15 protein-coding genes are annotated in these 14,524 nt (G+C 68.6%); 3 read left to right on the top strand and 12 right to left on the bottom strand.

Annotated features, from left to right (window positions below; all coding sequences use genetic code 11):
• Positions 1-178 precede the first annotated feature (178 nt).
• Entirely contained in the window at positions 179-1,117 is a 939-nt protein-coding gene (locus ACJMKX_RS10780; protein ID WP_405224838.1) for a CIA30 family protein, read from the bottom strand.
• Between the two features lie 276 nt (positions 1,118-1,393).
• Here ACJMKX_RS10780 and ACJMKX_RS10775 point away from each other — a divergent pair, with 276 nt between their 5' ends.
• Positions 1,394-2,089 carry a hypothetical protein gene (locus ACJMKX_RS10775; protein WP_405224835.1) on the top strand — a complete coding sequence of 232 codons (696 nt, stop codon included), beginning with the start codon at positions 1,394-1,396 and terminating at the stop codon, positions 2,087-2,089.
• Between the two features lie 26 nt (positions 2,090-2,115).
• Here ACJMKX_RS10775 and ACJMKX_RS10770 read toward each other — a convergent pair whose 3' ends face one another.
• Entirely contained in the window at positions 2,116-2,331 is a 216-nt protein-coding gene (locus tag ACJMKX_RS10770) for a hypothetical protein (protein WP_405224832.1), read from the bottom strand.
• A 98-nt stretch (positions 2,332-2,429) separates the two neighbouring features.
• On the opposite strand from ACJMKX_RS10770, the gene ACJMKX_RS10765 reads away from it, so the two are divergent.
• Positions 2,430-4,811 (top strand): TonB-dependent receptor, encoded by a 2,382-nt coding sequence (locus tag ACJMKX_RS10765; RefSeq protein ID WP_405224829.1) that lies wholly within the window; start codon positions 2,430-2,432, stop codon positions 4,809-4,811.
• A 33-nt stretch (positions 4,812-4,844) separates the two neighbouring features.
• Here ACJMKX_RS10765 and ACJMKX_RS10760 read toward each other — a convergent pair whose 3' ends face one another.
• Genes ACJMKX_RS10760 through ACJMKX_RS10735 form a run of 6 tightly spaced genes read right to left on the bottom strand, consistent with a single transcriptional unit; the run spans position 4,845 to position 9,081 of the window.
• On the bottom strand, positions 4,845-5,444 hold the full coding sequence (locus tag ACJMKX_RS10760) for a HupE/UreJ family protein (protein WP_405224826.1): 600 nt from the start codon (positions 5,442-5,444) through the stop codon (positions 4,845-4,847).
• Complete coding sequence (locus ACJMKX_RS10755; RefSeq protein WP_405224823.1) at positions 5,441-6,028, bottom strand: HupE/UreJ family protein; 588 nt, start codon at positions 6,026-6,028, stop codon at positions 5,441-5,443. The genes ACJMKX_RS10760 and ACJMKX_RS10755 overlap by 4 nt, the downstream gene beginning before the upstream one ends.
• A 52-nt stretch (positions 6,029-6,080) precedes the next feature.
• Positions 6,081-7,166, bottom strand: coding sequence for a VOC family protein (locus ACJMKX_RS10750; protein ID WP_405224821.1), 1,086 nt, complete (start codon positions 7,164-7,166; stop codon positions 6,081-6,083).
• Positions 7,167-7,191: 25 nt separating this feature from the next.
• Positions 7,192-8,250 (bottom strand): AI-2E family transporter, encoded by a 1,059-nt coding sequence (locus tag ACJMKX_RS10745; RefSeq protein ID WP_405224818.1) that lies wholly within the window; start codon positions 8,248-8,250, stop codon positions 7,192-7,194.
• Positions 8,251-8,257: 7 nt separating this feature from the next.
• Positions 8,258-8,767 (bottom strand): phage holin family protein, encoded by a 510-nt coding sequence (locus tag ACJMKX_RS10740; RefSeq protein ID WP_405224815.1) that lies wholly within the window; start codon positions 8,765-8,767, stop codon positions 8,258-8,260.
• An 11-nt stretch (positions 8,768-8,778) separates the two neighbouring features.
• Positions 8,779-9,081 carry a DUF883 family protein gene (locus tag ACJMKX_RS10735; protein WP_405224812.1) on the bottom strand — a complete coding sequence of 101 codons (303 nt, stop codon included), beginning with the start codon at positions 9,079-9,081 and terminating at the stop codon, positions 8,779-8,781.
• A 234-nt stretch (positions 9,082-9,315) separates the two neighbouring features.
• Between ACJMKX_RS10735 and ACJMKX_RS10730 the strand changes: the two genes are divergently transcribed.
• Entirely contained in the window at positions 9,316-10,323 is a 1,008-nt protein-coding gene (locus ACJMKX_RS10730) for a YeiH family protein (RefSeq protein ID WP_405224809.1), read from the top strand.
• Between the two features lie 31 nt (positions 10,324-10,354).
• On the opposite strand, the gene ACJMKX_RS10725 is transcribed toward ACJMKX_RS10730, so the two are convergent.
• From ACJMKX_RS10725 to ACJMKX_RS10710, 4 genes are all read right to left on the bottom strand, one after another.
• Positions 10,355-12,283 (bottom strand): DUF885 domain-containing protein, encoded by a 1,929-nt coding sequence (locus ACJMKX_RS10725; protein ID WP_405224806.1) that lies wholly within the window; start codon positions 12,281-12,283, stop codon positions 10,355-10,357.
• A complete protein-coding gene (locus ACJMKX_RS10720; RefSeq protein ID WP_405224803.1) occupies positions 12,253-12,573 on the bottom strand; it encodes a hypothetical protein in 321 nt (106 codons plus the stop codon). Before ACJMKX_RS10720 ends, ACJMKX_RS10725 begins: the two co-directional genes overlap by 31 nt.
• A gap of 198 nt (positions 12,574-12,771) precedes the next feature.
• Positions 12,772-13,626, bottom strand: coding sequence for a thiol:disulfide interchange protein DsbA/DsbL (locus ACJMKX_RS10715; RefSeq protein WP_405224796.1), 855 nt, complete (start codon positions 13,624-13,626; stop codon positions 12,772-12,774).
• Positions 13,627-13,726: 100 nt separating this feature from the next.
• Entirely contained in the window at positions 13,727-14,368 is a 642-nt protein-coding gene (locus tag ACJMKX_RS10710; protein ID WP_405224794.1) for a c-type cytochrome, read from the bottom strand.
• Positions 14,369-14,524: the final 156 nt, after the last annotated feature.

The following is a 14,524-nucleotide window of genomic DNA, read 5'->3' as shown; positions in this document are numbered from 1 at the left end:
AAGTTCAGCAAGAAACGTGCCAGGCATATGACCCGACGAATCCCTTATTCGGCGGGCCGGCAGGGACGGGGTCCGCCTGCAGTTGGTGCAATGCAGCAAACCGACGCACCCTGGCGGTGCCGATCTGATCCCGGAGGACGGCTACCCTTCCCGGCCCCCTTCTCGCTGCGAATCGGCGCTAGCGGTCCTGAATCTCTTTTTGCCTCATCGGCATCCCGTCGATGAGGGCATAAATCCCGTCCATCGGCGCAACATCGCCACTGGACAGTTTGACCGTCCCGTCCTTCCCGATCAGCCTGAGTGCGAACGACTCCGGCCGGATGCCGAGGGCTTCGCGCGCCGCGGCGGCCTGGTCACTTGTCAGGATCCGGTCGCCCGCCGTCGATGCGCCATCGTCCAGGAGGACCACGAGGAGCATGTCGCGATCCTCGAACGCGTCGCGCGTTGCCGAGACCGCGTCCAGTTGATCTTGCAGCTGCCGGTCGTCCCGCTGCGGGGCGCTGACCACCAGCACGCGCTTCCGCCACCGATATTGATCCAGCGAGAATGGAGGCTGGACGGCTACGGCACCGACGCTCGCCAGGCGCAGCTCGAACGGGCCGTCGCGTTTGTCGTAGATCATCAGGCCCATGCCCGTGATGGCGCTGCTGTCGAGCGGCGGTCCGTCCAGCTCGGTGCCGCGAAATCTCGGCACGAAATGCGAGAATGGCACGTCGACGGTGTGCCAGGCGCCTGCGACCGTATCGAAGTCGGCCCAGTAGGCGACCGGCCGGCCGAAATAACGGGCATCCGTGCTCAGGCGCCAGGTGTAGCGGCGCCCGTCGCCCCGTACGCGCAGGCGGATCGCGTCAAACTGCGACAGGTCGAGCTGCAGCGGCCCGGTGCGGATCGAGCTGAAGCCGCCGCCTCTCGTATTGGTGCGGCCCGCGAAGCGCAGCTCCCCCGGCTGCAGGTCGAACCCGCCCTCGCTGCGCCCGCCCATGACGTTGTCGTTCACGACGTACCAGCCCAGATCGGCGCTGGCAGGGGTGAAGTCCGTAATCAGCCGGCCCGCCGGTGCGGCGTCTTCGGCGTCGGACGAGGTTCCTGCAGACGTCATCAGCGCGAGTCCGAACAAGAGGGCACGCCCGATCACCGGTGACGAGGGCGCGCACGCGGTGCGAGTCGGATCAGGCCGTCGTCGCCCGCAGGCAACCGGGTACGGTGGAGAGTCGTGTTCATTCGGCCAGTTTGCGACGACTCGTCTGCCGCGGCAACCGGGGAATCGAGTCGACTATACTACCGTCGTTCCGGGCCCGCGGTGGCGTCAAGGATAGTTTTTATGTTCGCTCGTGATCTCTCCGCCGGAAAGCCGGTCCGCGATGTGCCGGCCGCTGACGATCGGGATGTGGTGATGACCGCGAACGCCCGACGCGGCGAGATCTTTTTTCCGCTGATGGGTCTCGTGCTCCTCGCCCTGGTTATCGCCGGCTTCGTGCCCCCGGCGTTTTCGCGACCGGGCGGGCCGGCGGCGATCCCGCTGCTGCTGCACGTTCACGGTGCGATATTCGCCGGCTGGTTCGTGCTGTTCATCGCCCAGGCGCGGCTGATCGGCGCCGGCAACGCGCGGCTGCACCGGCGCATCGGGGCGGCGAGTCTCATCCTCGCGCTGGCCATCGTCGTGCTCGGATTCGCCGTCATCGGCGGCGCCTACGCCCGCCCGGACTGGAGCATCGCCGGCCTGTCGCCCGCGGCATCGGTAATGTTCCCGTTCACCGATATCGTGAATTTCACGGCGGCCTTCGCACTCGCCTTCGTCAATCGGCACAACCCGGCTGCGCACAAGCGCTTCATGTTGCTTGCGGGGATACTGATCATGGATCCGGCCGTCGCGCGTCTGGTCGCCACCGCCGGGCTCCCCGTCCCGATGATTCTGGTGATCGAACTGGCGCTGCTGGCAGCGCTGATCGTCTACGACATCCGCACGCGACGTCGGCCGCATTGGGCGAGTCTCACCGGTGTCGCGCTCTTTGCAGCGGCGATGTTCGCGAAGCTCGTCATCGCCGGCTCCGCCGGCTGGGCTACGTTCGTCGATGGGCTGTTCGGCTGATCGTCCGCGGAGCCCGCGGAACACGCTCAGGGATCTCGCCGGGCAGCCGCTCTGCGCGCGTACAGCCTCAGGCCCCAGATCAGAAGGCCGGCTGCACACAGCAGGAGGCCGCTGAATCGCCCGATGGTCTCGTCGCCGAACCAATGAAACATCAGCGCGCCGCCGGCCAGATAGAGCATCGGCAGAAGCCGGTAAAGCCACGCGGGGAGCCATGGACTCTGCATCGGCGCATCCTCTTCCATCGAACAGACTCAGGTTAGCCGCGGCCGGCTTCGTCCACCGGGAGTCACTTCACGGTTCGGAGATATCAGCCGTTCGACCACTCATGGAGTGCAAGGAAATGACAAACACCTTTCGGGTTTTCGCAGCGGCCCTGCTGATCGGCCTCTCGGCCACGGCCACAGCCCAGGAAGAGCCGGGCGGTCTGCTGATCGAGACGGTCAGCGCCGAGACCCGACGGCCGCTCGCCGGCGTGCGCGTTACCGCGACCGACCGGGACGGCAGAACCGTCGAGGGCGTGACCACGGCGGAGGGTATCGTCGAGTTCGACGTGCTCGAGCCGGGTCTCTACGCGGTGACGGCAGAGGGCCCGGACCTGGTGACCGCCCGCGAACCCAGCGTGCGGATCGTCCGCCGCAAGACGACGCCGCTCGGCCTCGAGCTGCTCGCCATGGAAGAGGCGATCGACGAAATCGTGGTGCGCGCCCGCGCGCGCGTCGCCGATCCGTACGGCGCAGTCAGTAATTCCTACTTCAACCGTGAGGAGCTGCGCAGCGCCGTGGGCGCCGGCAGCGACGTCATGCGTGCGCTGGACGGCCTGCCGGGACTGGTCTCCACCGGCGAGTTCGCGAATTTCTCCGTCCGTGGCCGCGGACCGCGGGACAATCTCATCTTCATCGACGGTCTGCCGTTCGACCGGGTGGTGCACTTCGACCAGACCCTGGGCGAGGAGGAGGATATCGGTGGCGGCGGCCGATTCTCCATCTTCGCTCCCAACTCCATCACGGGCGCGGAGTTCTCGCCGGGCGGTTGGAGCGCCGCCTACGGCGGACGCGCCGGTTCCCTGCTGATGCTCGACGTGGCCGGGGGCACGCCGACGCCCAGCGCGAGCCTGCGGGTCGACATCGCCGGCGTCGAAGTCGGCTACGAAGGACCCAGCGGCGTCCACGACGAGACCACCCTGTTCCTGACGGCGCGGAACTTCGATTTCGGCCGCGTCTTCGACACGATCGACGAGAAAGACATCGGGCAACCCGAGCTGACCGATGTGGTGCTGAAGACGGTGACCGAGCTGGACGGCAGGAACACGGTCGAGTTCCTGGGCATCTACGCCCCCGAGGAATACACGCGTGACATCGACAACGTGCTCGAATCGCCGGACTTCGAGGACGTGTCCCTGATCGACGCCGAGCAGGACCTGTACCTGGCGGGGCTCACCTGGCGGCGCCTGGTCGGGGAGAGCGGCGAATGGACCAACCGTGTGTATGTCCGGGCGAACGACAAGACCTCGTCGGAGGGCGAGGCCTACCCGGACCTCGTGCCGGACGGGACGCCGGCCGGGGCAGTCCCGGTGCGCGAGCGCCTCGTCACCGTCACGGAGAAAGAGACGGAGACGGGCTGGCGCAGCGATTACGTGACGCAGAACCGCTTCGGTCAGGGTTCGGCCGGTCTGCGCGTCTGGCAGACCGACGTCGATTACTCGACGTTCCTCCGCGAGGACTGGGACCGTTTCGTCTACCGCTCGACCGACCCGCGTCCGCCGGGCCAGCAGTACATCACGTGGACGCCGGAGAACATCAACGCGGTGTACGAAGCGCGGGAGGTCAGCTATGCGGCGTACGGCGAGCAGATCTTCGAATTCGGGCGCTGGGACCTCAGAGCCGGGCTTCGCTATGACCGCGACGGCTTCGCCGACGAGTCGCTCGTCTCTCCCCGTCTTGCAGCGAACTGGCGGCTCGAGTCCGGTCTGCGCTTATCGGCCGCTGCCGGCCTGTTCTATCAGTCGCCCCGGTTCCTGGTCCGCTCCGCGAGCCCGGACAACTTCGACATCGAGAACGAGCGCATCACTCACCTGAGCATCGGCTTCGAGCAGGACTTCGGCCGCAACTGGTCGCTGCTCGTCGAACCCTATTACCAGTGGCTCGACAATCTGGTGGTCGAGGAAGGCCGTGCCAGCGGCCGGGTCACGAACGACGGCGAGGGCACCAACCTCGGGCTCGACGTGGTTCTCTCCCGGCGCTTTGCCGACGGCTGGTTCGGCAACGTGGTCTACGCCTGGAACAATGCCCGCATCGACGACAACGATGGACTGGGCGAGTACGACACCGACTTCAACCGGGAGCACTTCTTCTCGATCGGCGGCAGCTGGGAGATCAACGAGCGCTGGAAGGTGGGTGCACGCTGGAAATGGGCAACCGGGCGGCCGACCGACGATTTCATCATCCATGCGGACGTCCTCGGGCCGGGCGAACCGCTCCGCTATTCGAAGGAACTCACTCGCCAGAATGCGCTCCGGCTGGATGATTATCACTCGCTGAACATCCGTATCGATTACCGCCGCACGCTCGGCCCGGTGGATCTGGTTGCCTTCCTGGATGTCATCAACGTCTACGGCGGTCCGGGTGCCGGTTCGCAGGAGTTCGATCCGCGGCGGGGCATCAATGTGGCTGAGGAAGAGGAGGCGTTCCCGATCATCGGCCTGATCTTCGAACGTTCCTGGTGACCGCGGCCTCGTACGCCGCTCGCCGGGGTGCGGTCAGCGGGACGAGGCGGTCAGTGCCAGCACCAGGATGGAACTGGCGGCCACCCACGAGCCCAGGATCCTCAGCCCGATGCGCTGCCAGGGCTTCTTGCTGAAGAAATCCGCGACTCCGCAGGCGTAGATCAGCCACAGGTTGAGGCCGACCCCCGTGCCGACCAGCGCCAGTATCCGCTCCCGCCCTTCCAGCGCCTCTGGCGCGGAGTCGAGTCCGAGGAAGAAACCCGCGAAGGCGCCCGCCGCCGGGTAGAGCGGTAGCGGCGCCCTGCGGCCGACAGCCGTCAGCAGCCCGATGGCCATCGTGCCGGCCAGCAGTAACCCCCGGACCGTCTCCGGAGCCGCGCCGGATCCGGCGAGAGCCAGACCCGCCGCGGCGGCCAGGAAGAACGCGGGCAGGGCGAGCCGGTTCTCCCGCGGCCCGCGCTGCCCGAGGAACAGGCCCGTGGCGAGTATCAGCAGTATGTGGGCCGGCACCAGCAGCGGATGCAGCACCCCGTTATAGAACTCGTTCATCCCCTCCACCGGGCTGTGGGCGTGGGCCCTGGCCGGCAGGACGGCCAGGGCCGCTGCGAGGAGGAGTGTGGCCCTCGCTATCACAGCACGCCGGTCAGGAAGCCCACCCCTGCAAGCGCGATTGCTCCGCCACCGGCCCGGATGGCGACGCGCCCGGCGCGCCAGCGCGCGGCGAGGCCGAGGGCGATGCCGGAGAGATGCAGCAGGCCGGTCGAGATGACGAAGCCGGCGCTGTAGGCCAGCGGGCTGGCCGCGTGCGGCAGTTCGGTGCCGTGGGCGTGACCGTGGAATACGGCGAAGACGCCGACGATAACGGCGGCGGCCCACAGCGGCGGCCGCGCGGCCAGGGCCACCATGGCGCCCAGCACGAGGGCCGATGCCGCGATACCCGCTTCCACGGCGGGCAAGGGCATGCCCGCCACGCCCGCCGCGCCGCCGACGGCCATCACCAGCGGGAATACCACCGGCAGCAGCCAGATGGCCGGCACGCCCAGAAACGCGCCCCACAGGCCGACGGCGACCATGGCGACGACGTGATCCCAGCCGAACAGCGGATGCAGAAGGCCGCTGACGAAGCCGCCGGCGAAGCCTTCTGCTTCGTGGGCCAGCGCCGCGTCGGCGAGCAGCAGCAGAAACAGCGTGGCGATGATGGTTCGTGTCAGGGTCATGATCCGGTCTCCCTCCTCCTGTCCGGGTGTGCGCGCCGAGGCGCCGTGGCCGCTATTCCGGCGCCCTGTCGAAGAACTGGACGATAGCGCCGTCCGGCGTCTTCACGTCGAACAGACGCACGGCGCCCCGGGGTTCCAGTGCTAGTTTCCGGATCGGCGCGGCGATCGTCCATCCCCGGGCCTCGATGGTCGCCAGCGCCGACTCGACGTCCTCGACCGGGAAGCGCACCGCCAGGATGCCGAGGTTGGGCGCATGGCAGCGGTCGGCGTAATCCCGGCCGTCCAGCCCCATGATCTCGATCATCTCCATGCGGCCGAATTCGCCCGGCGTGGGGAAGACTATCCCGGCCCGGTACGGGATCTCGGTCGTCAGGTTCACCGGGATGCCCAGCGGCATCGGGGTGGGCTCCTCGGCGACATAGGGCGGGCCACTGTAGAAGGTGGCGAAGCCGAGGACTTCGGTGAAGAAACGGTATGCTGTGTCCCGGTCGCGCACCATCTGCATCACGTTGAACGGACCCGTCATCCGCTCGAAGTCGGGGATGGCGTCGGGCAGCGGCGGCGCCAGGCGCTCGTAGCCCTGCACCTGGATCCCGTCCGGACCCCGGTAGATGACCACGTTCAGTTTCGAGGTACCCCACTCGAGAGAGGTGATCGGGGTCTCCGTCCACCAGCCGAGGCGGATGGCATCAGCGTAGACGGCCTCCATGTCCTTCATGCGGACCATGAGGCTGAAGTAGCAGCCGGTGTCCCAGGCGCGAGACCCGGGGCGCATCGGCACCCCGGGGCCCGCGTTATCGAAGCGCACCAGCCGGACGAGACCGCTGTCGTAGCCGGGCGGGCCGATGAGCATTGCCTCCCCGGCCGCCGACTTCGGCAGGCCCCAGGCGGCGACGGCGTCCTCGCCGAGGGCCCCGCGCCATTTCACCTCGTAGCCGCCGATCTCCAGGAAGAAGCGGGCGGTGCGATCGAGGTCGGTGACGCTGACCACGGCTTCCTGCCAGTCCGAGGTGGTGACTGGCGGCATGCGGCCCCCATTGCTGTTGCCCATGCCCATGCCCATGTCCGGGGCCGCGGGCGCGGCAGTCGCCGCCAGCCAGAGCGCGAGTGCGGCGCGGAGCCCGGTGCGTCTCCCCATGAACGTCTTCCTCGCTGCGATGTCGTCAGCGCGCGGGCGGGCTGTGGTCGCCGAGCACCCGGATCGGCTCGCCGACGACGCTCTGCACCCAGAGCATCTGCACCAGCACGATCACCGCGATGGCGAGCGGCGTGGCCAGCAGCACCCCGAACAGGCCGTAGAACAGCCCCAGCGCGAACTGTGCCGGCAAGAGTACCGCAGGTGGCAGCGAGACGGCGCGCCGCTGGATCAGCGGCGTGAGGAAGTTGCCCTCGATGAATTGGACGGCGACGTAGACCATCGTGACCCACAGCGCCATGGGCAGGGACTCGGTGAGTGCGATCAGGAGCGCGGGAACGATGGAGGTGATCGGCCCGATGTAGGGGACGAACGAGAACAGCCCGGCGATGACGCCGAGCACCAGCGCCAGCGGCATGTCGATGAGCCACAGCCCCAGCGTGGTCAGCAGCCCCACCCCTGCCATCGAGGCGAACCGCCCCACCAGCCACCAGCGCAGGGCATGACCCAGCGAGAAGAGGATCTCCCGCGCCCGCTCCCGCCTGTTCTCCGGCACGAGATGCAGCACGCCGCGGACGTAGATGCGGGGCTGCAGGGCCAGGTACAGGCCGATGACCAGGATGGCGGCGATGTTCGCGATCAGGGTGAAGACGGTGGAGAAGACGCCGGTGATGCCCGCCACGATGTCTTTGCCGCTGGGCGCGAGCGCGCCGGGATCGAGGTTTTCGATCGGCGTCTGCAGCGGGGGGTGGGAGACCGCATCGCGAACCTGATCGATGGCGGCGGGCAGCCGGTCGGCGAGTTCGGAGGCCTGCTCGCTGAAGCGTGGACCGGCGAGGAGGAAGAAGGCCAGGATGGCGAGCCCCAGCAGTGCGACCACCATCAGCCGTGCGAGTGTGGCGGGCACCGGCACGAGCCGCATCAGCAGGTAGGCGAGACCATCCAGCAGCAGCGCCACCAGGAGGGCCGAGAAGGCGACCAGGAAGACCGGTGAGCCCGGCCACACGAGCAGCACCGCCAGGGCCGTGAGCAGCACGGCCCCGAACACGGTCATCCACCGCGGGGGTTGTGTCGTGCGGCCGGTCATCCGGCCGTCAGCGCCGCCGCCGTTCCGGCTGCCTCTCCTCGTCGTCGTCCGTGCTGCCGAAGCGCTCGCGCAGCGCGGGTGCGACGCCCAGTGCGACGCCTGCCACGAGGGCGGCGATCACCACGTCGGCGGAGCGCACGCCGCGGCGGTTGAGATTCTCGCCGAGGCTGCGGCCCATGCGGGCCGCCAGTTCCACCGGCGGGGTCTCGGGCCGTCGGTCACGGGACTGACGGGCCTGGGGACCGTGGGGCTGGCGCAGCGGCTGCCGCGCGTAGCGGTTCGCGACCAGTCCCGCGATCAGCGCCAGCACCAGCAGGGTACCGGCCGTGACCAGCGCCGCCGCCCACGCGGGCATGGCGATGCTCAGGGCCAGGTAGCCGGACATGACGGCGAAGCCGATCGCGGCCAGCGCGATCACGGCACAGACCGCCAGCAGCACGGCGGCCACGGCCTGGTGCTGCCACCAGGTCCGGAAGCGCTCCGCGATACGGGCGGCGAGCCTGTGGAGTCCTTCCACGAGGGCGCCGCTCAGTGTCTGCGGTCCAGGATCAGCCCCATGACGAAGCCGGTGCCGAAAGCGGTGAGGATGCTCGTCAAAGGGCGCTCCTCCACCTCCTTCTCGATGGCGCCGTAGGCGTCCGTGGCCCGCTTGCGGGCCTCGTCGCGGGCGTGCTTTGCCCGCTCGGTCGCCTCTTCGTAGAGGTGCTGGCCTTCGCTGACGCCGGCCTCCTTCATGGTCTTGACCAGCGCTGCCATGTCCTTGCGCAGGTCCGCCATGTCCGAACGCAACTGGTTCAGTTCCTTGTCAAAGTCGGTGTTCGTGGTTGCCATGGTTCTCTGCCTCTCCGGATCCATCCGGTTCTGCTCACAATTCTGCTTTCCGCGCCGGCGTCGAGGCTGCCGGGTGCGTTCGTCGTCCCGGCAGCGGCGCCAGCCCGTACTCACACCCGACTTCATTCTATGCCCCTCTGCGGGGGGCGGGTATTGCGAAAACTCAATACGTCACAGGGGGTCGACCGCAATCGGTTGCTTCCGCGGACGGCTGGCCGTAGGCTCCCCGGCACCATGCCGGCCGATCCCACCGCCTCGCGATTCGTCGACACTGCCCTCGGCATCCTGCCGGGGCTGGCCATCGCCGTCACCGTCGCCATGGCGGCCCAGTTCGTCGCCGAGCACTACGGCGGGCCGGTCATGCTGCTCGCGCTGTTGCTCGGGATCGCGTTCAACTTCCTCTCGGAGCCGGGGACCCGGACGGCCGCGGGCATCGAGTTCTCGTCGAAGCGCGTGCTCAGGATCGGCGTGGCGCTGCTGGGGTTGCGCATTACCTTCGACGACATCGCAGCGTTGGGCACGCTGCCGCTGGTGCTGGTCGTCGCCGGCGTAGCCGGCACCATCGGCATCGGGCTGGCGCTGGCAATGCTGCTGCGCATGCCCAGGTCCTTCGGCATGCTGACCGCGGGTGCGACGGCGATCTGCGGGGCTTCGGCCGCGCTCGCGATCTCCGCCGTGCTGCCGAAGCATGCCCGGCTGGAGCGGGACACGGTCTTCACCGTGGTCGCCGTCACGGGCCTCAGCACCATCGCGATGATCGTCTATCCGATCATCGTCTCCTCCTTCGCCATGGATGACACGTCCGCCGGCATCTTCCTGGGCGGTACCATCCACGACGTGGCGCAGGTGGTGGGCGCGGGCTACATGGTGTCCCAGGAGGCGGGCGACGTGGCCACCTTCACCAAGCTGCTGCGGGTCTCCATGCTGGTGCCGGTGGTGTTCCTGATCCTGGCGGTGACCCATCGCCGTTCCGGCAGCACCGGCGGCACGCTGCGCTCCACCCTGCCGGTGTTTCTGATCGTGTTCGTGGTGCTGGTGGTCGTCGGCAGCTACGGGCTGGTGCCCGAGGGCGCGCGGGACTGGCTGATCGGCCTCTCCCGGGGCTGCCTGGTCACCGCCATCGCCGCGCTGGGCATGAAGACTTCGCTGAAGGAACTCGCGGCCGTGGGCCCCAAGGCCATCGGCCTGGTGCTCGCCGAGACGCTCTGCCTGGCCGCCTTCTTCCTGCTCGTGCTCGCGTGAACGTATCCGGCCGGGCGCTGGCGCCGGGCGGTCAGGGCGTGCCGGCGGGCGACGGTTTCGGGCCCGGCCCGGTGAGCGGCCCGGCAACAGGCTCGGGAATCGGCTCATCCAGCATCAGCGCCCGCACGTAGCGTCCGGGTGGCGAGCCGAACGACAGCAGCCTGTCGTGGTAGCGGCGCAGGCTGAAATCCTCGCCCTGGCGCGCCTCCACCTCCCGGCGCAGGTCGGCGTGCTCCTGGTAGCCGACGAAATAGGTGGACAGCTGGGCGGAGGTGAGCCGTGCCCGGGTCCACTTGCCGGCGGCTTCGCTTTCTTCCTGGAAGGCGCCTTCGACCATCAGCCGCATGGCCTCGTCACGGGTCATGCCGTCGACGTGGATCGCCTGGTCCAGGATGGCATTGACCACGGCGCGCAGATACCACTTGAGGTTGATGAGGCGCATCAGCGGATCGCCGCCGAGGTAGCCCTCCTCGATCATCAGCCGCTCGGCATACACCGCCCAGCCCTCGATGAACGGGCCCGATGACAGCACGGAGCGCAGCACGGAGGGGTATTCGTTGGCGTGCGCCAGCTGCAGGTAATGCCCGGGCATGGCCTCGTGGATGGTGAGGTCCTGCAGCGAATACAGGTTGTACTCTCGCAGGAACGACTCCACCTGCTCCTCGGTCCACTCCGCCGGCAGGGGCGCCACGGCATAGAAGGTCTTCTGGCCCTTGTCGAGGGGGCCGGGCGGATCCAGATAGGCCACGGCGACGCCGCGCTGGAACTCGGGCATGACGATGATCTCGATGGGCTCCTCGGGCACCCGCACGAGGTTCTTCTCGCGAACGAAGGTGGTGGTCTGCGCGAGCTGGCGCTTCACCACCTCGACGATCTCGCCGCGTTCCGGCAGAGCGCCGTAGGCCACCTCCAGGGCGGAGCGGATCACGGCCTGCTTGAAGTGCTCCGTCGGCGTGTCGGGGAACTGGGTGTAGGGGTAGTGCTCGGCGTAGACGGTCTTCGCCACCTCGTACATCTCGCCCCGCACCCGCTGGTATTCCCGTTCCGCCCGTTCACGGACCTGGGCGCGGCCGAGGGGCGAATCCAGGGCGAAGGCGAGCTTGCGCTCGAACAGCTCCCGGCCCAGCCGGAAGTCGCCGGCGGCCGCCGGCAGCAGCGTCTCCTCGAGCCAGACCTGGTGCTCTCCGATGGCGGCCCGGGCAGCGTCCACCGCCGCCTCGAGCCGCTGCCGCGCATCGGCGTCCAGCGCGTCGGCGGCTGGCAGCACCATGGCGTCGATGACCGTCAGCACGCCCCGGTTCTGGGCGACGGCGGTCTCGGCGTGCACGGGCGGCACGCGGGACGGCTCGAGCGTGGCGCGGACCTCTGTCAGGAACCGGGGCATGGCCTCGAGCCGGCGGGTCGCATCCGCCAGACGCTCCTCGAGCGGCGCGAACTCGCGCGCCATGAGAGCGTAGATCGCGCTGCCCGCGAGCCCGGTGTAGTCGAGGGGGTTCCAGGCCCAGTCGCGGAGCTGCTCCAGCCGCCAGATCGCATAGCGTGCCTCATGCTCCAGCAGGCCGGCATCCACCCGGGCGGCCCGGGAGAGTGCGTTTCGGTCGATGGCGGCCAGTTCCTCCAGCACGCCGCGATAGAACACGGCCTCCGCCGCGCGGGCCTCCGGCGTGATGCGGTCCAGCTCGCCGTCGAAGCGATGATCGCCGAGGCGGGTGGCAGTGACCGGCGAGAGCGCCGGCATCTCGTCGAGATAACGCTCGGCCAGGGCCTCGAAGCGGGCCTCGGCCGGCGCGGCCGAGGCCGCTGGCGCGGGTAGCGCGGCGGCAATCAGGATGGCGAGGAAGGCAAGCAGTGCCGAGCCCCTGACCGCGGCCGGAGCCGGGCGGCGAGCCGTACGGCCGGCGGGCATCGGGCTGCGGTCCCCGGGCGCGCTCAGGCTCGGCCGCCGGCGCCGGCGTGCCATTGCTGCTCCGCCGCGGACGCCTGCTCCAGCAGGCTGTCGAACAGGGCCCGGGCGCTCTCCATCGGCACTGGCAGCATGCCGAGGCGGATGGAGGTGACCATGGCCAGCGCCTGCACCACGTCGCCGTTGCTCACCGGCGTGTCGGCGGTCACGTATTCGCTGAGTGTCTCGAGCAGCGCCTCCAGCATGTCGCCGACCGCCGCCGGGTCGCCGGTCTCCGGGTGCAGGGGGAATTCGATGGTCCGTTCTTTGCCGTCGGCGGTCTTCAGGCTGAATGCAAGCGCGTCCATAGTCTCTCCTTCGGAGGGCGTCGGGCGCCCCGTTCGATGCCGGTCGGGCTCCGGCACACTCTCAAAACGAAAAGACCGCTGCAACTCGGCCCGAGCGGCAGCGGTCTTCATTCTCGCCGGGCCGGCGCCGGGCCGGCGAGCCATTCCCGTTGGTGACGTCGCGTGACGACGCTGCGCAAAGACCGGGCGATTGGTCGATCAGGTGCGCTCGGCGGCCACCAGCTCGTCGATGACCTCCAGCAGCGTGTCGTAGCCGCCGGCTTCCTGGCCGCCTGTCCGATATTTGCCGTTCACGACGATGGCCGGCACGCCGGTGACGCCGTAGCGGCGGTTCAGGTCGGCGGCGCGACGCAGCTTCTGGTCTACCTCGAATGAATTCCAGGCCTTGTCGAAGCTCTCCTCATCCACGCCGAAGCGGGCGAAGAACTCTTTCAGGCGGCCCTCGGAGGCCAGCGTGTTACCGTTGCCGTGATACTCGGTGAAGAATGCCTTGTGCAGGCCCTCGTGGTCCTCCAGCGCGCCTGTCCTGGCCAGTACCTCGGCGGTGTAGAACGCCCGGGCGTGGGTCTGCAGCGTGCGGTTCCAGACGGCCGGGATGCGCACGAAGACCACGTCGGCAGGGATGTCGTCCGCCCAGTCCTCGATGATCGGGTCGAACGTGGCGCAATGGGCGCAGCCGTACCAGAACACCTCGGCCACCTCGATCTTGTCGCCGCCGGTCACGGTCGGCTGGGCGGGCATCAGACGGGCGTAGTGTCTGCCTTCGGTGAAGCGGGTCTCGCTCTGTTCCTTGTTGCCGCCGCTGCCCGCCAGTCTCAGCGCGCGGTCGTCCGCCGGCGCTTCGTCGGCTGTCTCGCCGGCCGATTCCAGCACCGGCTGGGCTTCTTCCTGCGCAGCAGATTCGGCCACGGCCGCCTCCGGGGCGGGAGCCGCTTCTTCCGTCGCGGAACGGGTATCCGCCGTATCCGGCGCAGGCGCCTCGCTCTCCTGGCCGCAGGCGGCGAGGGCGAGAGTGGCGAATGTCAGGGGCAGTAGGAGGAGTCTCGGCTTCATGATGTCCCTTCTGTCTCTGGCCATGGTCGTGGGCAATGGTCGTGTCTTTGCTGGTCTCTGTCCGCTGTTCGACCGGCGCGCGCCGGTCGAGTTCAGCCCCTTACTTCAGGCCCTGGACGTAGGAGGCCAGGGCCTCGATCTGCTCGTCGTTCAGGCGCTCGGCGATGTTGTTCATGACCTTGTTCATGCTCGACTTGCGCTCGCCCGAGCGGTAGGCCTTGAGCGTGGACGCGGTGTAGGTGGCGTGCTGGCCGCGCAGTTTCGGATAGGCGGCTGCCGGATTGCCGAGCCCCCGCGGGCCGTGGCAGGCGATGCAGGCAGAGATGCCGGCCTGCTGGTCACCACCCCGGTAGAGGCGCTCGCCCATCTCAACCAGATCCGGATTTGCGACCGCGCGGGGCGGCAGATCCTGGGCCTCGAAGTAGACACCCAGGTCTTTCATGTCCTGGTCGGAGAGGCCCATGGCCTGGCTGGACATGAGCACGTTCTGGCGGTCGCCGTTCTGGTACGCCATCAGCTGCTCGTACACGTAGCGCGCATTCTGCCCCGCCAGATTGGGCCATTCGGGGTTCACGCTGACGCCGTCGGCTCCGTGGCACGCGGCGCAGGTGGTGGACTTGGATTTGCCGGCCTCGGCCGACCCGTCGATCAGGCTCTCGGCGGCAACGCCGGTGCCGAGCAGCAGGAGGGAGGCGAGGCAGGCCGGTCGCAGGAAATTCCGCAGAAAAGTCTCAGGCATCATTCAGTTCCAACCATTCCAAACCGTTGCAGTGATCAGGTCTCGGCCGGACGCCGGGCTGCATCCGGATCTCCAATTCAGCTTTGGGGCGGCGGCCGGTCCGGCCCGGCTCGCACAGGGAGCGTGATAGACTCGCGCAAACCTCGAATTATACATGAA

This window comes from Lentisalinibacter sediminis (assembly GCF_040706615.1).
GTDB lineage: Bacteria > Pseudomonadota > Gammaproteobacteria > Steroidobacterales > Woeseiaceae > Lentisalinibacter > Lentisalinibacter sediminis.
This window is presented reverse-complemented; position numbering and strand designations above follow the sequence as displayed.